This window comes from Bacillus sp. Marseille-Q1617, from assembly GCF_903645295.1.
Lineage (GTDB): Bacteria > Bacillota > Bacilli > Bacillales > Bacillaceae_B > Rossellomorea.
Genome location: NZ_CAHJXM010000001.1, coordinates 1,701,244 through 1,726,770, shown reverse-complemented (window position 1 = coordinate 1,726,770; position 25,527 = coordinate 1,701,244). Strand labels below are relative to the sequence as shown.

Here is a 25,527-nt window from a genome sequence, read left to right as displayed (position 1 = left end):
CTACTCTTCCCGCAGGAGTCTTCGTCTTGCACTCCAATCAACCGCTTGAAAGAGCTAAATATAAATGTCCATTTAATCAAATTAAAAACCCGAACTAATTTGCCTCTAATAACGCAAATTAGTTCGGGTTTTACTTAGACTAAAATACTTTTGTCCCAGCCTCTTCCTTTAAGTCAATATATAGGTTAATCGTTTGAGACCTCCAATATGATCATATCTGTCCCAATCGTCCTGATCTGATGCCAAGGGACCTTGATTTCTCCTCCTTGTTTACGCATCCACTTACCTGTTGGAATGACCAAAGCATGAATCTGGCCGGATTTATCATTAAACTCTAAATCGGTTTGCCCGAGAACGCCAAGCCTTTCAGCTTTTCGATAATCTACGATTTCTTTTCCACTTAACTCACTTAACCTCACTGAAATCAGTCCTCCTATTATGCTCTGTAGTACAATGTATACATTGGCTTGTACGTTTAGAAGGACTTTCTGTCCGAGGAAAAATAAAAAGCAGGCTTTCACCTGCTTTCATTCAATGAAGTCATTGTTTAAAGTTCTTTGGAAGATTCCCATCAGGGCTGATCAGTGCAGCTGCATAGTCATCTGTAAAAATGTCCTTTGCAACACGATTGACCTTATCCATAGTAACACCGTCGATTTCCTCTACTATCTCATCCAGCGTCCGGTGACGCTTTAATAATAATTCATTCTTTCCGTTTCTGCTCATACGGCTGTTCGTACTTTCCAAGCTTAACATCAGATTTCCTTTCAGTTGTTCCTTACTATTGGTCAACTCTTTGGAAGTGATGCCCTCTGCTTTTAGTTCCTCAAGTGTATGGTGGATCGTATCAAATAATTGGTCTAGTTGGTTCGCACCGGTTCCTCCATAGATCGTTACCATACCGCTGTCTTGGTATGCAGAATGATATGAGAATACAGAGTATGCCAATCCCCTTTGCTCCCTGACTTCCTGGAAAAGACGGGAAGACATGCTTCCCCCGACGATGTTATTTAATACTATCAGGTTATAAATGTCGCTGTGGCCAATTTGTAGACCGTCGAAGCCCATGCATAGATGTGCTTGTTCCGTATCTTTCTTGCGGGCAAGTTTATTGTATTTGAATGAAGGCTGAGATTTCTCCTCAGGTCCTTTTCCGCCTTGGTATGAGCCAAATAATTTTTCAACATCCTTGATGAAGCTTTCATTCACATTTCCCGCTACCGAAACGACCACTTGCTCCGGAGTATACATATCATGCATATATTGCTTTAATTTATCCCTATTAAACGTACTCAGCGTATCTTCTGTCCCCAATATTGGATAACCCAGCGAATGCTCTTCATATATAGCTTTACTGAGTAGATCATGTACAATATCGTCGGGAGTATCCTCATACATTTTTATCTCTTCGTAAACCACGTTTTTCTCTTTGCCCATTTCTTCTTCATCAAATGCGGAATTGAAAAACATGTCAGACAATGTATGTAGTGCATATTCTGCATGATTATCAAGCACTTTCGCATAGTAGCACGTATATTCTTTAGATGTAAAAGCGTTGACCTGCCCCCCGATGCTATCAAATGACTCTGCGATTTCTCTAGCCGACTTGGTCTTTGTCCCCTTAAAGAACATATGCTCAAGAAAATGAGAGATACCATTGTTATCCTGCACTTCATTCCTTGAACCGGCAGCGATCCAAATACCGATCGCGACCGATCGGACAGTGGGGATTTCTTCTAATACGATTCTTAGTCCATTTTGGCAAGTATGTTTCTTTATCAAAAAGTGTTCCTCCTATTCATGATGCAGCAAATTATGAGTTTGTATGATCATTTCCATCTTTAGAAGAATGATCGATCTCTTCCAGAATCCGTTCTTCTTTAAATAAACTTGTAATGGTACCCAGCCGCAGCTCTCTGTCTTTAATTTGAACAATTAAGCTGTTTAAGGAGTTTGCGGTTGAAGCGGTTGGATGCATTAGAACAATGGCACCTTTATGCAGCTTTGACATCACGCGGTTGATGAGAACATCCGGCTGAGGTTTTTGCCAATCAATTGTATCGACACTCCACATGATGGTGCGCATATCCATTTGGTGCGCGATTTTCACCACTTCATCCCTGTAACTTCCGCTTGGCGGTGCAAACCATTTCACCTTCTCTCCGGTCGTCACCTCGATGATCTCATTGGTTTTTTTCAATTCATTGATTACTTTCGATGTTTCGAGTGTTTCCATATTTGGATGGGAATAAGAATGGTTTCCTACTTCATGGCCTGCATCCACGATCATCTTAGCTAACTCCGGATTGTTCTTTACCCACCTGCCCTCTAGAAAAAAGGTAGCATAAACGTGATGCTTTTTCAAAGTAGCAAGCATATTGGGGATATGTTCATTACCCCATGCAACATTAATGATAAAGGAAACCATGGGCTTATCCGGATTCCCGCGGTATACCGGGGAAGGGGGTAAATCGGATAAATGGGTTTGGGGTGGAATCTGTTTGTAAACAAGCTTTTCTTCAGAAAAACCACGGTCCTTCTTCATATTATGCAACGATTTATCAATATCTATTTTCACTCCGTTATAACCTGGAGTCGCTTTCCACACAGAATCAATCTTCGCGTTTTGAGCAGGAAACGATTTGTCTTTTGCTGCTTCCTTTATTTTTTGAGTTAAATCTTCACTACTGATTCCGCCGCTTACAGCTACAGTATCGATACTTCCATTTACAGCTGCCGCTTGGTGTTTCAAGCTGAGAACATATTGATCTGTTAATGGATTTTCAACGGCTAATATTGTCAGAATAGCAATTACACAAATTCCAATCAAGTATTTTTTTTCCACCTGTATCCACCTTCCTTCCTTTTAAACATATGAGTTGAATGGACAAGGTAGAACGCAGTATGAAATCAACAGAAAAAGGCTGCCTGTCGGAAGAAAGATCTCCTTACAGGACAGCCTGTCAATGCATTATGCTTGATTTTGTTCTTCTTTTTCGCGTTGTTCTTTAAGCACGGCTTTTCTGGATAGGTTAACTCTTCCTTGATTGTCTACATCAAGGACTTTCACTAAAATTTCATCGCCGATCGAAACAACATCTTCTACTTTCCTGATGCGTTCCTCTGCAATTTCAGAAATATGAACCAATCCGTCTTTTCCGGCAAAAATTTCTACGAATGCACCGAATTTCTCAATGCGTTTAACTTTACCGAGATACATTTGGCCAGCTTCAACTTCCCTTACGATATCTTCGATTGTTTTCTTGGCTACCTTATTCATTTCTTCATCAGTGGAAGAAATAAAAATGGTTCCATCTTGTTCGATATCGATCTTAACTCCAGTTTCATCGATGATTTTATTGATTTGCTTACCGCTTGGTCCAATAACGTCGCGGATTTTATCTGGATTGATATGCATGGTAAGAATCTTTGGTGCATACTGGGACAGGGATGATCTTGATTCACCCAATGTTGCAAGCATGCTGTCAAGGATTTGCATTCTGCCTATTTTAGCTTGCTGAAGCGCTTCTTCAAGAATTTCTCTTGATAATCCTTCAATCTTGATATCCATTTGAAGAGCCGTAACACCTTTGGAAGTACCTGCTACCTTAAAGTCCATATCGCCTAAGAAATCTTCCATTCCTTGAATGTCCGTAAGAATAGAATAATGTTCTCCAGATTTAACCAGACCCATTGCAATACCTGCGACAGGAGCCTTAATCGGTACCCCTGCATCCATCATAGCAAGTGTGCTTGCACAAATGCTCGCTTGTGAAGTTGAGCCATTTGACTCAAGAACTTCAGATACGAGGCGGATTGTATATGGGAAATCCTTTTCATTCGGAATGATCGGCTCAAGGGCACGTTCACCTAAAGCACCATGTCCGATCTCACGACGGCCAGGTCCTCTGATTGGGCCTGTTTCCCCTACACTGAATTGAGGGAAATTGTAATGATGCATAAAACGCTTGGATTCTTCGATTCCCAACCCATCAAGGATTTGAACATCGCCTAAAGCACCCAGTGTACAAATGCTGAGAGCCTGGGTTTGTCCACGTGTAAATAGTCCGGATCCATGTGTTCTTGGCAGAAGGCCTACTTCTGAAGAAAGCGGACGGATCTCATCTACTTTACGGCCATCAGGACGAACTTTATCTTGAGTGATCAGACGGCGAACTTCATTTTTTACGAGTTTGTCCAAGATTTTTTTCACTTGCTTCAACGTGTCTTCTTCTGCTTCTCTCTCTTCAAATGCAGAAATTACATTATTTTTAACCGAAGTGATTGCTTCTTCACGCGCATGTTTTTCTTGAACCTGAATAGCAGGGATCAATTCTTCTTCACATAGTGAACGAACTTCTGTTTCCAAATCTGCATCAAGTTCGAATAATTTTATTTCCATTTTTTCTTTTCCAACTTTTGCAACGATTTCTTCCTGGAAAGCTACTAATCGTTTGATTTCTTCATGACCGAACATAATGGCTTCCAGCATCGTTTCTTCAGGAACTTCATCTGCCCCTGCTTCAACCATGTTGATTGCATCTTTCGTTCCTGCCACAGAAAGATGAATTTCACTCTTTTCAAGCTGATCCACTGACGGGTTAATGATGAACTCCCCATCAATCAGACCTACTATCACACCGGCGATCGGACCTTCGAAAGGAATATCAGATACCGACAGGGCAAGAGAAGATCCGAACATAGCCGCCATTTCAGACGAACAATTCTGGTCTACACTCATGACCATGCTGATGACCTGAACTTCGTTACGGAAGCCGTCTGCAAATAACGGGCGGATTGGTCGGTCGATTAACCGGCTGGCTAAAATGGCTTTTTCACTTGGACGCCCTTCACGCTTAATGAATCCTCCCGGGATTTTACCAACTGCATATAATCTTTCTTCATAGTTAACTGTTAACGGAAAGAAGTCCAGCGGTTTCGGCTCTTTAGATGCTGTTGCGCTGCTCAGTACTGCTGTATCTCCGTAGCGCACCAATACTGCACCGTTGGCTTGTTTAGCCAATTGCCCCACTTCCACCGTTAATTCTCTTCCAGCCCATTCGATGGAAAAGGTTTGTTTAGTTTGTTCCATATAGTGTACCCCTCTCTTTATACATCACTTAAAGGGTGTAGGTTTTACCTTACCCGTATTAAAAATTCCAGTAATCTATATCATGCACTAATGTGCTGTTATATTCAAATAAGTATGGACTTTAATCTTCTGCCAAGCAGAGTTTTTAATATACAGCTCCCATTACCAGACTCAGCATATCCACACCGGTGTATGCCCGCCTCATAACCAGAAGCCTATCCGCTTTTCTTATTATGTATTGTAGACAAAAAATCGCTATATGAATACTTTTGAAATAAAATCTTTGATTGACCGGTAAAAAAAGTGGTGGACAATCATACAAAGATTTCCACTTATAAAAACTAAAGAAAAAGCGGGAAATATTCCCGCTTCCTTGTGTCTGATTATCGACGTAAACCTAGTTTGTTAATTAACTCACGGTAGCGTTGTACATCTTTCTTACGCAGGTAAGATAAAAGATTACGACGGTGACCTACCATTTTTAGAAGACCGCGACGAGAGTGGTGGTCTTTCTTGTGAACGCGCAAGTGATCGTTCAGATTGTTAATTTCTTCTGTTAGGACAGCAATTTGAACTTCTGGAGATCCAGTATCGTTCTCATGTGTTTTGTATTCACTGATAAGTTCGTTTTTACGTTCTTTAGTGATAGCCATCCTTTTCACCTCCTAATGATTTCTTTCAAATCCCCAGTTACCGAGCATACGTTGGTGATTCGTGATGCCAAGCAAAGGTTCATTTCATACGCTATTTAGAATACTACTTTTTTCTACAAAAATCAAGGGATAACATCAAATTCCTGAAAAGTAAGAGATGGCGGTTTCTTTATCCTTCTGAATTTGGTTGATCAACTCTTCAATTCCCGAAAATTTTTGTTCATCCCTTATCCTATTAAACCATTCAACATAAACCTCTTCCCCGTAGATGGAGGAATGGAAATTAAACAAATGAACTTCAATTGATAATGAAAATTCATCAGGATTTTTAAACGTAGGCTTAAAACCGACATTACATACGCCTTCATACCATTGCTCATGAATTCTCATGCGGACCGCATACACCCCGTTTTTAGGGATTAAGTAAGTATGGGCCATTTCTATATTCGCTGTCGGAAAACCGATTTTCCGGCCGCGCTTATCACCATGAATAACGGTACCCTTCATCCCATAAGGTCTGCCCAAAAGTTTGGCAGCCTTTGTCACGTTTCCTTCTTTCAGACTTTCGCGGATCAAAGAGGAACTGATTTTGTCTTCTTCTTCTGTAAGCTTTGGTACGGTAGTGGAAGTAAATCTCTCCCTCGAATGAAAAGGCAGAGTTTCCATCGTTCCCTTTCCCATTCTGCCATAAGAATAATCAAATCCTGCCACAACATGAACTACGTTAAAATCGATGATATATTGATCGACAAATTCCTGCGGCAAAAGGCTGGCAAACTCTGAAGTGAAGCGCACCACGAATAAATAGTCCACCCCTAATCCGCTTATGATTTCCTTTTTATCCTCCAGAGGGGTAATGAAACGTATATGTTTATGTTTATGCCCAAGTACAACAGAAGGATGAGGGTCAAACGTCATCACAGCACTATGTACATTTTGTTCTTTCGCTGTTTCAACAGCCGTTCTGATCACCCTCTGGTGCCCTTTATGAACGCCGTCAAAATAACCGAGCGCCAAGACCATCGGGGGGAACTCTTCTTTACTAAACGAATGAGGATGATGTACAGTTATTAATTTCACAGTATTTCACCTTTTTCACTAGTCGTTGAATAGGACTTTTACAGGCTTGATGACCTCAGGTTTGTCGGGATGGCACTGATAAATAGCGATGGCACGGCTTTCGTGCTCCATTACCACTTCTGATCCCTTTGGCCAATCCTCAGGCTCTTGTAAACGTGCACCATTCTTCACTTTCTCTGCTAATGTATCACTAATTACCATTTTCGGCAAATGAGAAAGCCCCGATTCCAAAGGATAAAGAAGCTCCTCAGCTCTTTCACTTTGGACATACTCCCCGACTTGCTCCAACGTGAAACAATCAGCTTGTGTGAAACTTGCAGATTTCGTACGGGTAAGCGATGACATATGAGCAGGATAGCCAAGCCGCTTACCGATTTCGACAGCAAGGGTTCTTACGTATGTCCCTTTACTGCAAGATACTCTAAAGGAGAAATGAGGATGTTCCCCCTCCAATGTTGTCCAATCATCCAGAAGCTCCAACTCATGTATATGGACCTTCCTGGATGGCCTTTCCACTTCGATCCCTTTCCGGGCATATTCATAAAGTCTCTTGCCATTCACTTTAACAGCTGAATACATCGGCGGCGTCTGAGTGATTTCTCCAGTCAAGCTATTTAGAATCTCTTGTACCGTGGTTCTTTCGATCGGTTTCTCAACCAGCTTTGTTTCAACCACTTCCCCCCAGGCATCTTCGGTTGTAGTGCTGGAGCCGAGGGTTACTTCCCCTTCGTACGTTTTTCCTGCGGAAGTTATATACTCAGCTATTTTTGTCGCCCTTCCGATACAAATCGGCAGGACACCCGATACTTCGGGATCGAGGGTACCAGTATGGCCAACCTTCTTCGTCCGAAGCAATTTCCTTAACTTAAACACACAATCATGGGAAGTCATGCCCCTTGGCTTCCATAAAGGTAATATTCCGTTCATTACCTAACCTCCATTCGCTATACAAAAAAATCAAAATAAAAAGACCGATCCTTACGAAAATGATTCCCGCTCGGATCAGTCCTTTCATGTTACTCGTCTTTATTCTGTGAATCGTCTTCCGGTTCATCTTGGACTTTACGAAGTAAAGTCTCAATATGATTTCCATACTCGATCGATTCATCAAACTCAAAGATTATTTCCGGTGTTTTACGAAGGCGGACTCTCTGTCCCACTTCCGAACGTATAAATCCTTTCGCCTTCGCCAGACCCTTTAATGTATTTTCTCTTTGGTCTTCTCCACCAAGAACAGTAATGTATACTTTTGCCTGCTGAAGATCCCCGGAAACCTGTACATCCGTAACTGTAACAAATCCAATACGCGGGTCTTTAATTTTTCGTCCGATAATATCGCTGAGCTCTTTCTTCATTTGCTCGCCAACTCGATTCGCACGATGGCTCATCAATATCACCCCATATTTCTATCATTATTGTGATCATTGAAGTGAGTGTCATTCATTAAATCAGTTCTCTTATCGTATCGATTCTTTCCCATTCAGGGAAAGAATCGATAAACTTTAATGCTTTTTCTATTTCTTTTTCACTGGACGCCCTTGTAGAAGCAACGGTTACGATGGCTATTCTCGTTCTTTGCCATACATCCTGATGATCAATTTCAGAAACAGCTACATTATACTTCTGCTTTAATCGAGTAAGGACTCTCTGTAATACAGCTCTTTTCTCTTTTAAAGAGTGAGAATCATGAATCATGCACTCACATTCAACATATGTGATCATTTACGAGTGATTTCCTCCATAACATAGGCTTCGATAACATCGCCTTCTTTAACATCATTGAAGTTTTTGATCGTAATTCCACATTCATAGCCTCTTGCAACTTCTTTAGCATCATCCTTGAAACGTTTAAGAGCATCAAGCTCACCTTCAAAGATTACGACGCCATCACGAATCAGACGCACGCCTGAGTCGCGAGAAATTTTACCCTCTATTACATAGCTTCCCGCAATCGTACCAACTTTAGACACTTTAAATGTTTGGCGGACTTCTGCCTGACCGATAATTTTTTCTTCAAATTCTGGATCAAGCATCCCTTTCATGGCTGCTTCAATTTCTTCCATCACTTTATAGATGATGCGGTGTAAGCGGATTTCTACACCTTCTGCATCCGCAGCACGCTTTGCATTTACATCCGGACGCACATTAAATCCAATTACAATGGCATTCGATGCAGATGCCAAAGTGATGTCGGACTCATTGATAGCCCCTACACCAGTGTGAATGATGTTAATCTTTACACCTTCAACTTCAATTTTCAACAATGAGGCAGCCAAAGCTTCTACAGACCCTTGAACATCTGCCTTAAGAACTAGGTTAAGATCCTTCATTTCACCTTGTTTCATTTGTTCAAATAAAGTCTCAAGGCTTACTTTGGATTTTTCACCTCGTTGAGCTTGAAGAGCTTGAGAAGCACGTGCTTCACCGACAGAACGGGCCGTTTTCTCGTCTTCAAACACAACAAAACGATCTCCTGCCTGAGGTACATCATTCAGACCAGTGATTTCGACTGGTGTAGATGGACCCACTTCTTTCACACGGCGGCCCAGGTCATTTACCATAGCACGTACACGACCAAATGTGTTTCCTACTACAATCGGATCTCCGACTTTAAGCGAACCATTTTGCACCAATAAGGTAGCTACAGATCCGCGTCCTTTATCCAATTGAGCCTCGATGACTGTACCAAGTGCAAGTCGACCTGGATTTGCTTTCAGCTCTTCTACTTCACTTACAAGGACAATCATCTCAAGAAGGTTATCGATACCTTCCCCTGATAGTGCTGATAGCGGAACAAAGATTGTGTCTCCGCCCCAAGCTTCAGGTACCAGTTCATATTCTGTCAGTTCCTGCATGACACGGTCAGGGTTAGCTGCTTCCTTGTCCATTTTATTCACAGCAATGATGATTGGCACTTCGGCAGCCTTTGCGTGGTTGATCGCTTCCACAGTCTGCGGCATGACACCATCATCAGCAGCAACGACAATGATGGCGATATCCGTAACTTGAGCACCGCGGGCACGCATTGTAGTGAATGCAGCATGTCCAGGAGTATCAAGGAAAGTGATTTTCTTACCTTCCACTTCAACTTGATAAGCACCGATATGCTGTGTAATCCCGCCTGCTTCGCCTGCAGTTACCTTCGTATTACGGATTGAATCCAGTAATGTTGTTTTACCATGATCGACGTGACCCATGATGGTTACAACTGAAGGACGTTCCTTCAATTGATCTTGAGCATCTTCAGTGAAGTACACACTGAGATCCGTCGTATCAATTTTGATCTCTTCTTCAACCTCAACGCCGTACTCACCGGCAATCAATTCGATTGAATCTTTATCAAGTTCCTGATTGATTGTTGCCATAACGCCCAGCATAAAGAGTTTCTTGATGATTTCAGAAGGTTCTTTATGAAGTTTCTTTGCAAGTTCAGCTACCGACAATGATTCAGAGAAAGTGATCTTCGAAGGCAGCTCCTTCTTCTTGGCAGGCTGCTGTTGCTGTGGAGCCTGCTTGAAGTTTTTATTAGGCTTATTGTTTCTATTATTTTTATTTTTCTTGTTGTTATGATTATTATTATTGAAAACTTTTTTCTCCTTTGTCTGTGACTGCTGATCATGTTTTTTCCCTTCACGATTCTTAGGAGCAGATTTCACCTTGTCCTTGTTTGGGGAATTTTCTTCTCTGGCAGTGTTTTGTTTCTGACTGGAATTTTTTTGAGCCGGCTTATTTCCCTGCTCTTTAGACTTTGAATTACCGGAAAACATCGAATCTAATTTTTTCACCGTGTCGTCTTCTATTGTTGCCATATGATTTGATACCTCAATATTCAATTGCTTTAATTTAGAAATAACATCTTTGCTTGAAACATTATATTTTTTTGCATATTCATAAACACGCATCTTGCTCATATGTTCACCCCCATTGAGATTCAATCGAGCATTTCAGATAATTTATCGGCAAACCCTTTATCGGATAAGGCTACGACCACCCTGGCTTCTTTTCCTATAGAGTTGCCAAGGATATATCTGTCTTCCACCAACCTGACCGGCACGTGATAAGACTTGCATTTATCTGTGACCTTCTTATGAGTGTTTTCGGAGGCATCCTTGGAAAGCAGCACTAGTTTTGCCCGTCCGCTCCGCACTTCCTTAATCACCAATTCTTCACCTGAAATAATCTTACGTGCCCGATTTGCCAACCCTAAAAGTGACATCCAACGATCTTGTTTCATACGCTAAACGTTACTCCTTCTCTACAAGACTTATCAATTCTTCATAGATAGAATCATCTATCTTAGCTTGTAATTGATTGGCTAAAGTATTTTTCTTTTTTGCTTGTAAAATGACATCTTTATCCTTAGAAAGGTAAGCACCTCGTCCTGATTTCTTGCCTGTGGGATCGATTGATACTTCTCCTTCTTTTGAACGGACAATCCGAATCATTTCTTTCTTTGGTTTCATTTCTCCAGTTGCTACACATTTGCGCAATGGAATCTTTTTGCTGCTCATGATTTTCACCTCTTAATCTTGATCATCGAAATCAATATTCAAAGGTTCGTTATCATACTCTTCTTCTTCATCTTGAGGAAGGAATGCTTCTTCACGAGGATAGAGCCCAAGTTCCCGTGCATCTGTTTCACTCTTGATATCAATCTTCCAGTTTGTCAATTTAGCTGCGAGACGCGCATTTTGCCCTCGTTTACCAATTGCAAGTGATAGTTGATAATCAGGCACGACCACTCTGGTTGCTTTATCATCTTCATTCACTTGAACATCCAGCACTTTTGATGGGCTTAGTGCGTTTGCGACGAATGTAACCGGATCTTCCGACCACTGTACAATATCAATCTTCTCGCCTTTTAACTCATTGACTATCGCTTGTACACGTGCTCCCTTTGTCCCTACACAAGCTCCAACCGGGTCGACTTCGGAGTTTTCAGCGTGGACTGAAATCTTTGAACGGTCGCCGGCTTCTCGGGCTACCGATTTGATTTCAACCGTTCCGTCAAAAATTTCAGGAACCTCAATCTCGAATAGTCTTTTTAATAAGCCTGGATGAGTACGGGAAACAAAGATTTGAGGACCTTTTGTCGTTTTTTCGACTTTTGTAATAAATACTTTGATCCGGTCATGAGGTTTATACGTTTCATTAGGCATTTGTTCACTCACAGGAAGGAGCGCTTCAATCTTGCCCAATGCTACATATATGAATCGATTGTCTTGGCGCTGCACGATTCCTGTCATGATATCTTCTTCGCGATCGACGAATTCAGAGTAAATGATCCCCCGCTCCGCTTCTCTGACACGTTGTGTCACAACTTGCTTGGCTGTTTGAGCAGCAATCCGTCCGAAGTCTTTAGGTGTAACCTCTAATTCCACAACATCGCCGACTTCATAGCTTGGATTGATTTCCCCGGCATCTTCGACTGAAATTTCAAGACGGGAATCAAATACTTCATCAACAACTTCTTTACGGGCAAATACCCGCATAGTCCCGGTTTCAAGATTAAGGTCTACACGGACATTTTGTGCTTGATTAAAGTTTCTCTTGTAAGCCGAAACCAAAGCTGCTTCAATTGCTTCAATAATCACATCTCTGGCGATGCCTTTTTCTTTCTCTAAAACAGTTAGAGCATCTAATAACTGAGTGCTCATGGTGGTGTCATCCCCCTTTATTATACGGTTGGTATCCTTTTAGAACGTTACGGCTAATCTTGCGATCGCCACTTTATCAGCAGGAATTTCAACCTTCTTTTTTCGAGTTTTGATTGTTACTTCAAGCTCAATTGTCTCTGAAGAATGGGAAAGTAAAATTCCTTCAAATGCCTTCTCCCCATTAATCGGTTCATACGTTTTCACGTATACATTCTTACCGATTGATTTCTGAAAGTCCCTTTCATTTTTCAAAGGACGTTCTGCACCTGGTGAAGAGACTTCCAGGAAATAATTGTGAGGAATCGGATCGATTTCATCCAGCTTCTCACTCAATCGCTCGCTGACTATTCCGCATTCTTCAATGTCGACACCTGAATCCTTATCGATGAATACACGAAGGAACCAATTAGATCCTTCTTTTACGTATTCCATGTCAATTAGTTCTAATGACATGTCATCTAAGATAGGTGTGACAAGTTCTTCTACTAGTGTAATAATTTTGCTCATACTTACCTCCTGGTCTATATGAAAATCTTGCACCAAGACTAGAAATAATCGTTAAAAATCTCCATGTAATAACGAAAGAGTGGGGTGCGACCCCACTCTTCTGCTTTAGAGCTATCTTTAGTATTTCCAATAAAAATATACCATAATCCACATTTTTATGCAAACAATTCCCATGAGACAGGGCTAGAAGAGGGATAATTGATTTTTATCCGGCAAGCTTTCCAGACATCCATGATTATCAAGATACTCAATAATCGTCTTCGATACACGTCCCCTTTGCTGAAGATCCTCTTTTGAAAGGAACTCGCCATCCTCACGGGCTTTGACGATATTGATCGCCGCGTTTGTGCCAAGACCCGGAATGGAGTTGAAAGGAGGAATTAAAGAATCTCCGTCAATGATGAACTCCGAAGCGTGGGAACGGTAAAGATCGACCTTTTGGAATTTATAGCCCCTTTCACACATTTCGAGAGCAAGCTCCAGTACAGTAAGAGTATTTTTTTCCTTAGGTGAAGCATCGAGACCCTTGCTGTTGATTTCCTCGATCTTTGCGCGTACAGCCTGGGAACCCCTTACCATGGCTTCAATATCAAAATCCTCTGCCCTTACTGTAAAGTAAGCAGCATAATATAGGAGAGCATGATGCACTTTGAAATAAGCAATTCTGACTGCCATAAGAACATATGCTGCAGCATGGGCTTTCGGGAACATGTATTTTATTTTCAAGCAGGAATCGATATACCAGTCAGGTACTCCGTTGTTCTTCATTTCATCTACCCATTCATCCTGAAGACCCTTCCCCTTACGTACGAATTCCATGATCTTAAACGCAAGGGACGGTTCTAGTCCCTGATAGATAAGATAAACCATGATATCATCACGACAGCCGATTACTTCACTGAGATTACATATGTTGTTGTGAATCAGCTCTTGTGCGTTTCCAAGCCACACGTCCGTTCCATGTGAAAGACCGGAAATTTGTACAAGCTCTGAGAAGGTTGTCGGCTTTGTATCTTCAAGCATTTGACGAACAAAGCGAGTACCGAATTCAGGAATTCCGAGCGTCCCCGTTTTACACATTATTTGTTCCTCAGTTACTCCCAGTGACTCTGTTCCACTGAATATCTTCATTACTTCAGGGTCGTCTGTCGGAATCGTTTTCGGATCGATTCCGGATAAATCCTGAAGCATCCGGATAACAGTCGGATCGTCGTGACCGAGTATATCAAGCTTTAACAAGTTATCATGAATTGAATGGAAATCAAAGTGTGTTGTTCTCCATTCTGAATTCTTGTCATCTGCAGGAAATTGAATCGGTGAAAAATCAAATATATCCATATAATCCGGAACAACGATGATACCACCTGGATGCTGACCGGTTGTACGTTTGACGCCGGTACAGCCGCTGACCAGTCTATCGATTTCCGCTCCCCTGATTTGGAGTGCATTATCATTCGCATATCCCTTTACATACCCATAGGCTGTTTTTTCTGCAACTGTACCAATCGTTCCTGCCCGGTATACATTATCTTCACCAAACAGGACTTTCGTGTAGTTATGTGCCTTAGGCTGGTATTCACCAGAAAAGTTCAAATCGATATCGGGAACTTTATCCCCCTTAAAACCAAGGAAGGTTTCGAAAGGAATGTCATGCCCATCTTTTTTATATGCGTGTCCGCAATCAGGACAGTCTTTATCCGGAAGATCAAAGCCTGAGCCGACAGACCCGTCATCAAAGAACTCTGACTTCTTGCATGCAGGACAAACATAATGCGGCGGCAGTGGATTCACTTCGGTTATTTCAGTCATTGTCGCTACGAAGGAAGACCCTACCGATCCACGCGAACCTACAAGATAACCATCATCGAGAGATTTTTTTACGAGTTTATGAGAAATCAAGTAAATCACGGCAAACCCATGACCGATGATACTCTTTAGTTCCTTTTCAAGCCTTGCTTCAACGATTTCAGGAAGTTCCTCCCCGTAAATGCTCTTTGCCATTGCATAGCTCATCCGGCGCATTTCTTCGTCGGCACCTTCGATCTTAGGTGTGTACAAATCATCCTTGATCGGCTTGATCACTTCAACCATATCAGCAATCTTGTTGGAATTCTCGACGACAATTTCTTTCGCTTTATCCTTACCTAAGAAAGAAAAACAATCGAGCATCTCATTCGTCGTCCTGAAATGCACGTCAGGGAGTGTATGACGGTTTAAAGGATTGGCACCGCCCTGTGACCCGACAAGGATCTGCCGGTAGATTTTATCCGTTTCGTTTAAGTAATGGACATTCCCTGTTGCTACAACTGGCTTGTTGATCTTTTCACCGAGCTCCACGATGTTCTTAATGATATCTTCCAGGTTCTTTTGACTCTGCACAAGGTCAAGCTCGATCAAATGCTGATAGATTTCTTTGGGATGAACTTCTAAATAATCATAGAAATGAGCTGTCTCCTCCACTTCCGCTATCCCTTTTTGCATCATTCCCTCAAAGACTTCACCTTTGTCACATCCTGAACCCACCAAAATACCCTTCCGGTACTTCTGAAGCTGTGACCGGGGAATCCTGGGGACCCTGTAGAAGTAATGCATGTGTGAAATGGATACCAATTTGTACAGGTTCTTAAGCCCTTCCTCATTTTGGGCAATCAGGGTACAGTGATATGGCCTGGAACGTTTATAAGCATCCCCTTTTCCCATATAATCGTTTAATTTATTATGGTTGGTTATGCCTTTTTCAAACGCATCTTTCAGCATCTTTAAAAGAAGATACCCGGTAGCTTCCGCATCATAGATTGCGCGGTGATGCTGCGTTAATTCTACATCGAATTTCTTTGCCAGCGTATTCAATCGATGGTTTTTGAATTGCGGATACAACAATCTCGCGAGCTCTAACGTATCGATTACTGGATTAGCCGCTTTCGGAAGTCCCGCCTTTTGATAACCGGCATTCAGGAAGCCCATGTCAAAAGAGGCATTGTGAGCGACCAATACATCGTCCCCCACCCATTTATGGTAATCAAGAAGGACGTCATTTATTTCAGGTGCATTTTGGACCATCTCATCCGTGATACCCGTTAAATCGATTGTAGTGGCAGATAGGGGATGATGCGGATTAGCGAAGGATTCAAATTTATCAATGACCTCGCCATCTTTTATCTTCACGGCTGCAAGCTCGATGATGGTATCATAAACTGCTGAAAGCCCCGTTGTTTCCACATCGAAAACGACATAAACGGCATCTTCCAATGGGCGGTCGGTTTCGTTGTAGCCAATGGGGACCCCATCATCCACCAGGTTTGCTTCAAGCCCATATAAAACCTTTATATCATTTTTCTTACTAGCATTATAAGCTTCCGGGAAGGATTGAGCGACTGCATGATCTGTGATGGCTATCGCTTTATGTCCCCATTTTTTCGCCTGTGCCACAAGGCTTGAGACAGAGCTCACCGCATCCATTTGACTCATTGGGGAATGCATATGGAGCTCTACTCTTTTCTCCTCGGAAGGTGCCGTATCAAGTCGAAGGACAGGTTTAATTTCATTCACATCATTGGCAATCATCACCAAATCTCTGACAAAGGTATCGTTTTGGATACTTCCACGGCAGCGGACCCACATTCCTTTTTTCATGTTATTCATGATGGCAGCATCCTCTTTATCCCTTGAAAACATCTTCACGAGGATCGAACTGGTATAATCAGTCACCTTAAAGGTTAATAGAGTTCGACCGCTTCTCAGCTCCCGTGTCTCACAGTCGAATACATAACCTTCGATTGCAATACGTCTCTCTTCATCATAGATTTCTTCAATCTTTCTGAAGTCTGCGTCATCTTTAATGGAAAGACCGAGCATAAATGGTCCGCTGGGTGCATCGGATGCTTCTTCTTTTTCGGCTTTTTCCATTTCGATGAGGGCCTGCTTAGCCCTCTCCTGGTCTTCTTTCATCTTTTCTTCCAGGAATTTTTCATAATCATTATTTTGTTCCTCTATTTTTGCAACTTCTGCATCAAGAACCAATTTCGGAAAACCAAAATTCTCGAATGCGGAAGAAATGATTTCTCCATATTTACGCTTCAACTGGGTCGCTTCGGTATCGTTCGATGCTTTAACCACAATTTTGTTACCGATTATTTCAGGCTTTTGAGTATTGAGAAGTTTTGAGAGAGGGGGAGAAATCCCCTGAATTTCTTTAACACATTCACTCCAATAATCCAGAATCGCTTGTTCCGTTACTTCCATGTTGAGCACTTTCAAACTGAAGCTTACGTTTGCGATATGTTTAAACGATGTTTGCAGGGCTATCGAAAAGCGGCTCCATACTTTGCAAGGAATCATTTCTTCAAGCGTAAAATGGAAATGCCATTTTCTTTCACTTCGATAGACGGAAAGTTTTTCTATCTCTGCATTGTTGAAATACTTTACGAATGCATCTTCCGTCAGCCCTAATTGCTGCAGTAACAGTTGAAATCTCTCTTTTTTGCCGAGGGACATTTCATCCATTTGTCACTTCCCCCATTTCTATATAATATTTGTTCATTAATAACCGAAGAAAAGGGCTGACGATAAGGATCATTGCTTCCCTATAGGATCAGCCCTTTAATATTAAGAAACTGTTTCAAGTAAACCGGTCAAGGTGGACATCAGCTCATCTTTATGAACTTCAAGCATTTCACCTGTTTTTCTTACTTTTACTTCAACGATTCCTTCAGATGCTTTCTTTCCTACTGTAACCCGGACAGGCAGGCCAATTAAGTCAGAATCAGCAAATTTCACTCCCGGACGTTCAGCACGATCATCCATAAGAACATCATATCGATGTTTTCCAAACTCTTCATAAAGTTCATGTGCCAAAGCCGCTTGATGTTCATCCTTCAGATTGATCGGAATCAGATGCAGATCGTAAGGAGCTAAGTTAGATGGCCATACAAGGCCATTATCATCGTTGAATTGTTCTGCCACTGCTGCTAGTGTACGGGAAACCCCGATTCCATAACACCCCATGATGATTGATTGTGCACGGCCATTTTCGTCAAGGTACGTACTGTTCATTGCATCGGAATATCTTGTTCCAAGTTTGAATACATGGCCGACCTCTATTCCCTTTGCAAAGACGATTGTTCCCTTGCCATCAGGTGAAGGATCTCCCTCTTGAATGAAACGCAGGTCACCGTACTCAGAAACATGAAAGTCACGTTCAGGATTCACATTGATCAGGTGATTCCCTTCCTCATTGGCACCTGCTACTCCGTTGCGAATATATCTTACAGCCTGGTCAGCTACGATCTTCACTTTATCTCCTAACGCACAAGGACCGATCGATCCGAACTCGCAGCCAAGGATTTCTTTGGTTTCTTCAGCAGAAGCCAGTTCTACTAGATTTGCATTCATAAAGTTCTTTACTTTTATATCATTGATTTCGTGATCACCACGGGAAAGGACCAGCACATATTCTTCGTCTACTTTAAATAGCAGGGATTTAATGCAGTTCTCTTTACCTGCATCAAGGAAGGCCGCTACATCTTCTATCGTCTTGACATCCGGAGTAGAAACTTTTTCCACTGCCAGCATTTCTTGATTTGATCGTGAATATGAATCAATAACTTCAGCCATTTCTATATTCGCGGCATAAGTGGATTGATCCGAATAAGCAATCGTATCTTCACCGACCTCGGATAGCACCATGAATTCATGAGTATCTTTTCCGCCCATTGCACCAGAATCGGCAATAACAGCTCTGAAATTCAACCCGCAGCGTGTAAAGATGTTTGTGTAGGCTTGAAATATTTGTTCATAAGTCTCGTCCAGGCTCTCTGGAGAGGAGTGGAAAGAATAGGCGTCTTTCATTACAAATTCCCTGCCTCGCAGCAAACCAAAGCGCGGTCGCTTTTCGTCACGGTACTTTGTTTGGATTTGATAAAGAGTAAGCGGCAGCCGTTTGTATGACTTGATCTCATCTCTTATGATGCTTGTAATCATTTCTTCATGAGTTGCACCCAGTGCAAACTCCCGGTCATGACGGTCATTCATACGCATTAGCTCAGGACCATACGTACCCCATCTTCCGGATTCCTTCCATAATTCAGAAGGCTGGAGAGCAGGCATTAACAGTTCTGCTGCTCCGACCGCGTCCAATTCTTCCCGGACGATATCTTCCACTTTCTTCAAGACCTTTTTTCCTAACGGGAGAAAACTGTAAATCCCGCTTGCGTTTTGTCTAATATAACCCGCACGCAGCAAAAGCTGATGACTTTTGATTTCCGCGTCTGCCGGTGTCTCTCTAAGGGTAGGGATTAAAGTATTACGTTGCTTCATTTATTAGCACCTCAGTTAACAGATAATATTATTTATTTGATAAAAGATATGTAAATCATAAGAAAAGAACGGAGAAACACCCTCCATTCTCTTTTCTATTTTAGCGTAAATGAACAGGCAGTACTACCCTCAGTTTTAGTAGTTTGAGGTAGAAACTGCCTGAACATCCTTCTATAACCTTTTTATGAAACGTACATCTTATAAAAAGAATCGTTGAATATCATTCCAAGTAACGACCAGCATCAGGACCATAAGAAGAGCAAATCCCACAAAATGGACCATCCCTTCCATTTGACGGTCGACAGGCTTTCCGCGAACTGCTTCTATGGCGAAGAAAAGAAGTCTTCCCCCGTCAAGTGCAGGTATTGGAAGTAAATTCATGATACCTAGATTAATGCTCAAGATCGCTGCCCATCTCATCAAGTAAAAGATACCGGATTTGGCTACAACATCTGTTGACTGGTAAATCCCAACCGGTCCTGATAAAGCATCAATGGAGAACTCACCTGATACAAGCTTGCCGAGAAGGACAAAGATCATTTTTGTCCACTCGTAAGTTTGCTCTGCACTATTCGTTACAACCTTCAACGGAGACTTTTCAACCGGGCTGTGAACACCGATGATTCCAATTTCCTTGCCTTCCACTTCTTGCGGCTTAGGTGTGACAGAAATCTCCTGGGTCGCGCCTCCGCGTTCAACAGTGAACATAAGTTCGTCACCGGGATGTTTCTGTATGACTGTAACGATGTCTTCCCAAGTAGATATTTCCTTGCCATCAATACTCTGGACGACATCATTCTTTTGAAGCCCCGATTCTCTGGCTGCCCCATCCTCAGTCAAGTTTCCGAGTACAGGATCATTGGTAGGCACCCCTTGTAATAATCCGACAAGTAAAAAGATAAAGAAAGCCAGAATGAAGTTGAATAGCGGTCCGGCAAAAATGGCCATCGCTCGTTTAGGAAGGGATTTTGAAGCAAACTGGCGATCCCACGGAGCGATCTGTGTTTCAACACCATCTTCAACAAACACCGCTTCCCGCGATATTTCAAATTTCTTCATTACTTCTTCTTCATCCTCTTCATATCCACGAATGTAAAGTCTGTGCTCTAAATCCGCATCTTCGACTTCGATCACACGGATATTCGGATAGCGGTCTTTATTATTGAGGACGATTTTCTTTATCTTTTCATCCTGGTCCAGAATAAGACCTATTCTATGTCCGGCCTTCAATTCGACCATTTCCGGGTCTTCACCGGCCATACGGACGAACCCGCCAAGCGGCAGGAGCCTAATCGTATATGTCGTTTCGTCCTTCTTGAAAGAAAACACTTTAGGACCGAAGCCTATCGCAAATTCACGACATAATATCCCCGCACGCTTAGCGAAAATCAAGTGGCCCAGTTCATGGAAAAATACTAATGCGCCAAAAATAACGATAAAGGCAATGACAGTTTGCAAATATAAAACCACCTTTTAATAACCTGGTATTCACAGGCCTGATAAGTACAAATTTCAACCGTAAAAATTATCTTTTATAAATACTACGTTGATGTACATGCAATCATGCACAAGCCCGCTATTTAAATCCACTGGGAAACAGTTAATCTAGTCCTTCTATCGATCTCACGAATGGTCTCAAGGTCAGGACTTTGGATGACTTCGTGTTCATTCAATGCTCTTTCTATCAAATCTTCTATTCCAAGGAATGGAATTTTATTGTCCAGGAATAGTGCCACTGCTGCTTCATTGGCCGCATTTAACACGGTTGTCATGCTGCCTCCGGTGCGTCCAGCTTCATAAGCGAATTCAAGGCACCTGAAGCGCTCAACATCCATTTTCTCGAAATGCAGCTGACCTATTTCGGCCAAATCCAATCGTTTTCCCGCAGGGCGGTCCAGGCGGTCAGGGAAAGTTAATGCATATTGGATCGGTACACGCATATCCGGTGTTCCAAGCTGGGCCATAACGGAAGTGTCATGGAATTGTATCATTGAATGGATAATACTCTCCCTGTGCTGCAAGACATCAATTTTACCGTAAGGGATATCGAATAACCAATGTGCTTCTATCACTTCCAGCCCCTTATTCATCATGGATGCTGAATCGATTGTGATTTTAGCACCCATCGACCAATTGGGATGATTAAGTGCTTCTTTGACGGTTACCCCGACCAATTCATGTCTTTTGCGGTCTCTGAAGCTCCCCCCGGAAGCGGTAATGATCAGTTTTTCAATATTCTTTTCTTGTTCCCCTTGAAGCGCTTGAAAAATGGCAGAATGCTCGCTGTCTACAGGTAATAACGCTACACCCTTCTTCCTGGCTGCCTCCATTACAATGTGACCGGCAGTCACCAGTGTTTCTTTATTGGCGATAGCTATTGTTTTTCCTGCTTCGATTGCCTGCAGTGTCGGATAAAGCCCCACACTTCCAAGCACTGCATTCACAAGGATATCTGCATCCTGATGGCACGCTACCTGCACTAATCCTTCCTCACCGAAGAGAACCTTCACATTTGAAGGTATCTCCTTTCGAAGCATGTCGGCATCTTCTGCCCTTTGCACGGATACAAGTAATGGCTTGAATTCTGCAATCATCTTTCTTGCACCGTCTATATTTTTTCCAACTGATAATGCAGTCAGCTTAAACTCTTCTGGGTGTTCCCTAATTACATCAAGGGTTTGGGATCCTATCGAACCCGTGGCACCCATTAAACTAATTTTCTTCAAAAATTACACTCCTCCCAAGACCCCCTTCCAATCTTTTATAAAAGGAAATAAAGAAGGGGTAAAACAAATAAAAGACTGTCAAACCGGTCCAGCATTCCACCATGGCCCGGTAATAAGTGACCCGAATCCTTTACTTTATAATGGCGTTTCAAAGCGGACTCAACCAGATCACCCATTTGACCAAAAATGGAAAGAATGGCGGTCACGACGATAAGCTTTGGAATGGACATTTCCAAGTCGCTGAAGAAGGTCATGATCACCCCGACAATGACGGCACAAACCACTCCCCCAACAAAACCTTCAACCGTCTTATTGGGACTGATATGGGGCCAAAGTTTTTTCTTTCCGATGGCTTTACCGATGAAGTACGCACCTGAATCTGTGGCCCAGATGATAAACAGGGCATAAAACACAAACTGAACGCCCTCTTCCAAACGGATTTCCATAAAGTAAAAGTAACCGATACCGACATACAGAATGCTCAATAATGAAAAAGCTACATCGTCAAATGTGAATCGATTCTTTGTAATGACCGTATAGGTTAAAAAAATCAAGACGCCAAAAAACGAAAGTTCAATCTTTGAATATCCAATATAACTAATAATTCCTATGTAAATATCGGGTATTAAAAATACCCAAAGAATTGCCAAGGATAGCAAACCTGGTATGGAATAGATTTTTTGCCCTCTCATCTTAAGTGCTTCATATAAACTCACTGAAGCGATCAGGTACATCAATATGATAAACGGAGATTTACCATAAAGAATGATAGGTAAAAAAACAGCTGCTGCAATAATTGCAGTAATAATTCTTTGTTTCATTATGATTCCTCACTTTGTATCCCGCCGAATCGTCTTGAACGACCTTGATATGCTTCAATTGCCTCAACTAATTGTTCTTTACCGAAATCAGGCCATAAACACTCTGTAAACCAGAATTCAGTATACGCTAGCTGCCAAAGCATAAAATTGCTCAATCGGATTTCACCGCTGGTACGGATCAGCAGATCTGGATCTTTCAATTCTTTCGTCATCAAATAATTTGAAAAAACTTCCTCATTTAATTGTTTTTCATCTAGTATACCATTTTGCACGTCTTTTAAGACATGTTTGATGGAATCGAGTATTTCTGCACGGCTTCCATAATTCAAGGCGAAATTCAAGATAAGTCCGTCGTTATCTTTCGTTGCATCAATCGCCTTGTTCACAGCCCTCAATGTATGCGGAGGGATTGCTTCCTTCGCCCCCATCATCTTTACTTGTACATTTTCTTCGATCAATTCAGGCAGGAAAGTACCGAGAAACTCTTCAGGAAGTTTCATTAGGAATTCAACTTCCATCTTCGGACGTTTCCAGTTCTCGGTTGAAAATGCATATAAAGTTAAAGCTTCTATACCTAACTCATTTGCCAGTTTAGTTATTCTGCGAACACATTTCATCCCCTCATGGTGCCCGGCCACTCTAGGAAGAGCTCTTTTCTGTGCCCAGCGCCCATTACCATCCATGATGATTGCAATATGACCGGGTACGGGATGCTTTAATAATTCCTGGAAGCGCTCATCAACATCTTCATTATTTTGTTGTCGTTTCCATTGTTTAAGCTTGTTTAGCATAAGATTTCCTCCAGCAACAATCCAAAAAATATTTACCTTTACTATCATATCAAAAAACAAGGAAGATATCTTCAACAAAATCCTTTATGCTTTTTCTATACCAGTATTTTACTGTTAAGTATATTTTAAAATCTCTCTTAAACTCCGCTGTTGATTTCCGTACAAGACTTCGATTTCCGCGGGTGACCCGTGAGCCTCTTCGTCGCTGCGGTCCTGTGGGGTCTCACTTGTCCAGCTGCAGGGCTTAGAGGCACATGTCATAAGCCAAACCGACCAAGAAGGCAAAGAGCGCCTTCCAGGCCGATTCGGCTTATGCCACCCACCTCTGAGCAAAGCCCTTCCGCTTTTCTAATTGGCCACTTCTCCCGCAGGAGTCTTCGTCTTGCACTCCAATCAACAGCTGGTACTGCTTAGATACAACAACAAGATTTTAATAGTTACAAATTCTGTCGTCAGTTAATCGGACAGCTTTTTATATGTATTGAAATAGAAGTTATGTAATAAAAAAGGGCTGTCCCATAAGGAATATGAGTTCACTTATAGGCCAGCCCCTTAAATTTTTTATAGTCGGATTAAACTTCTAAAATTTCTTTCTCTTTATCCTTCGAGATACTATCGATTTTTGCGATGCTCTCGTCCGTAGCTTTTTGAACATCGTCAGAGAATCCACGAAGATCATCTTCGGTGATGTCGCCATTTTTCTCTTTCTTCTTTAAATCATCATTTGCATCACGACGGATGTTTCGAATCGCGACTTTTGCATCTTCCGCTTCTTTTTTCACTAGTTTAACCAGATCTTTACGGCGTTCTTCTGTCAATGCAGGGATAACGATACGAAGGATATTACCGTCACTAGTAGGCGTAATTCCTAAGTCTGACTTTAGAATCGCTTTTTCGATATCACCCAAAGCTGATTTGTCATAAGGCTGAATAACAAGCATTCTTGCTTCTGGAATTGAAATACCAGCCAGTTGATTGACCGGAGTCGGAGCACCGTAGTAATCTACCGTGATCTTATCAAGTAAAGATGCATTGGCTCTACCCGCACGGATACTCGCCAATTCACGAGAAAAAGTTTGAATGGCTTTATTCATTCTTTCGTTGGCATTTGCAATAATCGTATTTGGCATTATGCTTTCCCCCTAACTATTGTACCGATGTTTTCGCCTGTAATGGCTCTTTTGATATTTCCATCTTCCATTATTGAGAATACAATAAGAGGAATATCGTTGTCCATACATAATGAAGAGGCAGTGGAATCCATTACCGCCAGCCCTTCCTTAAGAACATCCAGATAAGACAATTCTTCATACTTAACTGCTGACTCATCTTTCTTTGGATCCGCAGAATAAACTCCGTCGACATTGTTTTTCGCCATCAGGATCACTTCGGCTTCAATTTCTGCCGCACGCAGGGCTGCAGTAGTATCAGTAGAGAAGTATGGGTTACCTGTACCTGCCGCAAAGATGACAACACGCTTTTTCTCTAAATGGCGAATCGCTCTTCTTCTGATATAAGGTTCTGCAACTTGGCGCATATCAATTGAAGTCTGAACTCTTGTTTCAATCCCGATCTGTTCCAGGCTGTCCTGCAATGCAAGGGAATTCATGACGGTCGCAAGCATCCCCATGTAGTCTGCTGATGCACGATCCATTCCCATTTCACTACCTATTTTACCACGCCAGATGTTTCCTCCGCCAACAACAACGGCTACTTCCACACCAAGCTCGGCGATTTCTTTCACTTCTTCTGCCACGTTTTTTATAACTGAAGGGTTAATTCCGAAGCCGTCATTTCCAGCCAAAGCCTCTCCACTCAGTTTAAGAACGACACGTTTGTATTTAGGAACGCTCATGGGAACCTCCATATGTAGTAGAATTTTTCT

The 25,527-nt window shown here is 42.0% G+C and carries 22 protein-coding genes; all 22 read right to left on the bottom strand.

From position 1 onward, the window contains the following. Window positions 1–185 precede the first annotated feature (185 nt). A complete protein-coding gene (locus HWX64_RS08610) occupies window positions 186–419 on the bottom strand; it encodes a YlmC/YmxH family sporulation protein (protein ID WP_175989062.1) in 234 nt (77 codons plus the stop codon). Between the two features lie 121 nt (window positions 420–540). Continuing rightward, entirely contained in the window at window positions 541–1,782 is a 1,242-nt protein-coding gene (locus HWX64_RS08605) for a pitrilysin family protein (RefSeq protein ID WP_175989061.1), read from the bottom strand. Window positions 1,783–1,813: 31 nt separating this feature from the next. Then, window positions 1,814–2,845 carry a polysaccharide deacetylase family protein gene (locus HWX64_RS08600; RefSeq protein ID WP_175989060.1) on the bottom strand — a complete coding sequence of 344 codons (1,032 nt, stop codon included), beginning with the start codon at window positions 2,843–2,845 and terminating at the stop codon, window positions 1,814–1,816. Window positions 2,846–2,971: 126 nt separating this feature from the next. Then, entirely contained in the window at window positions 2,972–5,092 is a 2,121-nt protein-coding gene (gene pnp / locus HWX64_RS08595) for a polyribonucleotide nucleotidyltransferase (protein ID WP_175989059.1), read from the bottom strand. 383 nt (window positions 5,093–5,475) lie between these two features. After that, window positions 5,476–5,745, bottom strand: coding sequence for a 30S ribosomal protein S15 (gene rpsO / locus HWX64_RS08590; protein WP_032088789.1), 270 nt, complete (start codon window positions 5,743–5,745; stop codon window positions 5,476–5,478). Between the two features lie 135 nt (window positions 5,746–5,880). Next, window positions 5,881–6,825 (bottom strand): bifunctional riboflavin kinase/FAD synthetase, encoded by a 945-nt coding sequence (gene ribF, locus HWX64_RS08585; RefSeq protein ID WP_175989058.1) that lies wholly within the window; start codon window positions 6,823–6,825, stop codon window positions 5,881–5,883. A gap of 18 nt (window positions 6,826–6,843) precedes the next feature. After that, the gene (gene truB, locus HWX64_RS08580) at window positions 6,844–7,752 is read right to left on the bottom strand and encodes a tRNA pseudouridine(55) synthase TruB (protein WP_175989057.1); all 909 of its coding nucleotides are present in this window, start codon (window positions 7,750–7,752) and stop codon (window positions 6,844–6,846) included. A gap of 89 nt (window positions 7,753–7,841) precedes the next feature. Beyond that, window positions 7,842–8,213: a 30S ribosome-binding factor RbfA gene (rbfA, locus tag HWX64_RS08575; RefSeq protein ID WP_175989056.1), complete on the bottom strand. Its 372-nt coding sequence runs from the start codon at window positions 8,211–8,213 to the stop codon at window positions 7,842–7,844. Window positions 8,214–8,268: 55 nt separating this feature from the next. Next, a complete protein-coding gene (locus HWX64_RS08570; protein WP_175989055.1) occupies window positions 8,269–8,547 on the bottom strand; it encodes a DUF503 domain-containing protein in 279 nt (92 codons plus the stop codon). Then, window positions 8,544–10,736 (bottom strand): translation initiation factor IF-2, encoded by a 2,193-nt coding sequence (gene infB, locus HWX64_RS08565; protein ID WP_175989054.1) that lies wholly within the window; start codon window positions 10,734–10,736, stop codon window positions 8,544–8,546. The genes HWX64_RS08570 and infB overlap by 4 nt, the downstream gene beginning before the upstream one ends. Before the next feature lie 20 nt (window positions 10,737–10,756). Then, window positions 10,757–11,059: a YlxQ family RNA-binding protein gene (locus tag HWX64_RS08560; protein ID WP_175989053.1), complete on the bottom strand. Its 303-nt coding sequence runs from the start codon at window positions 11,057–11,059 to the stop codon at window positions 10,757–10,759. A gap of 10 nt (window positions 11,060–11,069) precedes the next feature. Beyond that, window positions 11,070–11,339, bottom strand: a complete 270-nt coding sequence (gene rnpM / locus HWX64_RS08555) for an RNase P modulator RnpM (protein ID WP_175989690.1) — start codon at window positions 11,337–11,339, stop codon at window positions 11,070–11,072. Window positions 11,340–11,348: 9 nt separating this feature from the next. After that, on the bottom strand, window positions 11,349–12,482 hold the full coding sequence (gene nusA, locus HWX64_RS08550) for a transcription termination factor NusA (RefSeq protein ID WP_175989052.1): 1,134 nt from the start codon (window positions 12,480–12,482) through the stop codon (window positions 11,349–11,351). A gap of 39 nt (window positions 12,483–12,521) precedes the next feature. After that, on the bottom strand, window positions 12,522–12,989 hold the full coding sequence (gene rimP / locus HWX64_RS08545) for a ribosome maturation factor RimP (protein WP_175989051.1): 468 nt from the start codon (window positions 12,987–12,989) through the stop codon (window positions 12,522–12,524). Window positions 12,990–13,172: 183 nt separating this feature from the next. Beyond that, a complete protein-coding gene (locus HWX64_RS08540; RefSeq protein ID WP_175989050.1) occupies window positions 13,173–17,492 on the bottom strand; it encodes a PolC-type DNA polymerase III in 4,320 nt (1,439 codons plus the stop codon). 102 nt (window positions 17,493–17,594) lie between these two features. After that, window positions 17,595–19,304: a proline--tRNA ligase gene (locus HWX64_RS08535; RefSeq protein WP_175989049.1), complete on the bottom strand. Its 1,710-nt coding sequence runs from the start codon at window positions 19,302–19,304 to the stop codon at window positions 17,595–17,597. A 198-nt stretch (window positions 19,305–19,502) separates the two neighbouring features. After that, window positions 19,503–20,762, bottom strand: a complete 1,260-nt coding sequence (rseP, locus tag HWX64_RS08530; protein ID WP_175989047.1) for an RIP metalloprotease RseP — start codon at window positions 20,760–20,762, stop codon at window positions 19,503–19,505. A gap of 122 nt (window positions 20,763–20,884) precedes the next feature. Then, complete coding sequence (gene dxr, locus HWX64_RS08525) at window positions 20,885–22,030, bottom strand: 1-deoxy-D-xylulose-5-phosphate reductoisomerase (protein WP_175989045.1); 1,146 nt, start codon at window positions 22,028–22,030, stop codon at window positions 20,885–20,887. Between the two features lie 35 nt (window positions 22,031–22,065). Beyond that, window positions 22,066–22,851: a phosphatidate cytidylyltransferase gene (locus HWX64_RS08520; protein ID WP_175989043.1), complete on the bottom strand. Its 786-nt coding sequence runs from the start codon at window positions 22,849–22,851 to the stop codon at window positions 22,066–22,068. Further along, the gene (locus HWX64_RS08515; RefSeq protein WP_175989041.1) at window positions 22,851–23,642 is read right to left on the bottom strand and encodes an isoprenyl transferase; all 792 of its coding nucleotides are present in this window, start codon (window positions 23,640–23,642) and stop codon (window positions 22,851–22,853) included. The genes HWX64_RS08520 and HWX64_RS08515 overlap by 1 nt, the downstream gene beginning before the upstream one ends. A gap of 572 nt (window positions 23,643–24,214) precedes the next feature. After that, the gene (gene frr / locus HWX64_RS08510) at window positions 24,215–24,772 is read right to left on the bottom strand and encodes a ribosome recycling factor (protein WP_175989039.1); all 558 of its coding nucleotides are present in this window, start codon (window positions 24,770–24,772) and stop codon (window positions 24,215–24,217) included. Then, a complete protein-coding gene (gene pyrH, locus HWX64_RS08505) occupies window positions 24,772–25,497 on the bottom strand; it encodes a UMP kinase (protein WP_032088806.1) in 726 nt (241 codons plus the stop codon). Before pyrH ends, frr begins: the two co-directional genes overlap by 1 nt. Window positions 25,498–25,527: the final 30 nt, after the last annotated feature.

What these genes read in the sequence shown, in the direction of transcription:
- pnp (WP_175989059.1), bottom strand. Translation starts at nt 5,092, where the DNA reads ATGGAACAAACTAAACAAACCTTTTCCATCGAATGGGCTGGAAGAGAA.
- rpsO (WP_032088789.1), bottom strand. Translation starts at nt 5,745, where the DNA reads ATGGCTATCACTAAAGAACGTAAAAACGAACTTATCAGTGAATACAAA.
- truB (WP_175989057.1), bottom strand. Translation starts at nt 7,752, where the DNA reads ATGAACGGAATATTACCTTTATGGAAGCCAAGGGGCATGACTTCCCAT.
- rbfA (WP_175989056.1), bottom strand. Translation starts at nt 8,213, where the DNA reads ATGAGCCATCGTGCGAATCGAGTTGGCGAGCAAATGAAGAAAGAGCTC.
- HWX64_RS08570 (WP_175989055.1), bottom strand. Translation starts at nt 8,547, where the DNA reads ATGATCACATATGTTGAATGTGAGTGCATGATTCATGATTCTCACTCT.
- infB (WP_175989054.1), bottom strand. Translation starts at nt 10,736, where the DNA reads ATGAGCAAGATGCGTGTTTATGAATATGCAAAAAAATATAATGTTTCA.
- HWX64_RS08560 (WP_175989053.1), bottom strand. Translation starts at nt 11,059, where the DNA reads ATGAAACAAGATCGTTGGATGTCACTTTTAGGGTTGGCAAATCGGGCA.
- nusA (WP_175989052.1), bottom strand. Translation starts at nt 12,482, where the DNA reads ATGAGCACTCAGTTATTAGATGCTCTAACTGTTTTAGAGAAAGAAAAA.
- rimP (WP_175989051.1), bottom strand. Translation starts at nt 12,989, where the DNA reads ATGAGCAAAATTATTACACTAGTAGAAGAACTTGTCACACCTATCTTA.
- HWX64_RS08540 (WP_175989050.1), bottom strand. Translation starts at nt 17,492, where the DNA reads ATGGATGAAATGTCCCTCGGCAAAAAAGAGAGATTTCAACTGTTACTG.
- HWX64_RS08535 (WP_175989049.1), bottom strand. Translation starts at nt 19,304, where the DNA reads ATGAAGCAACGTAATACTTTAATCCCTACCCTTAGAGAGACACCGGCA.
- HWX64_RS08520 (WP_175989043.1), bottom strand. Translation starts at nt 22,851, where the DNA reads ATGAAACAAAGAATTATTACTGCAATTATTGCAGCAGCTGTTTTTTTA.
- HWX64_RS08515 (WP_175989041.1), bottom strand. Translation starts at nt 23,642, where the DNA reads ATGCTAAACAAGCTTAAACAATGGAAACGACAACAAAATAATGAAGAT.
- frr (WP_175989039.1), bottom strand. Translation starts at nt 24,772, where the DNA reads ATGCCAAATACGATTATTGCAAATGCCAACGAAAGAATGAATAAAGCC.
- pyrH (WP_032088806.1), bottom strand. Translation starts at nt 25,497, where the DNA reads ATGAGCGTTCCTAAATACAAACGTGTCGTTCTTAAACTGAGTGGAGAG.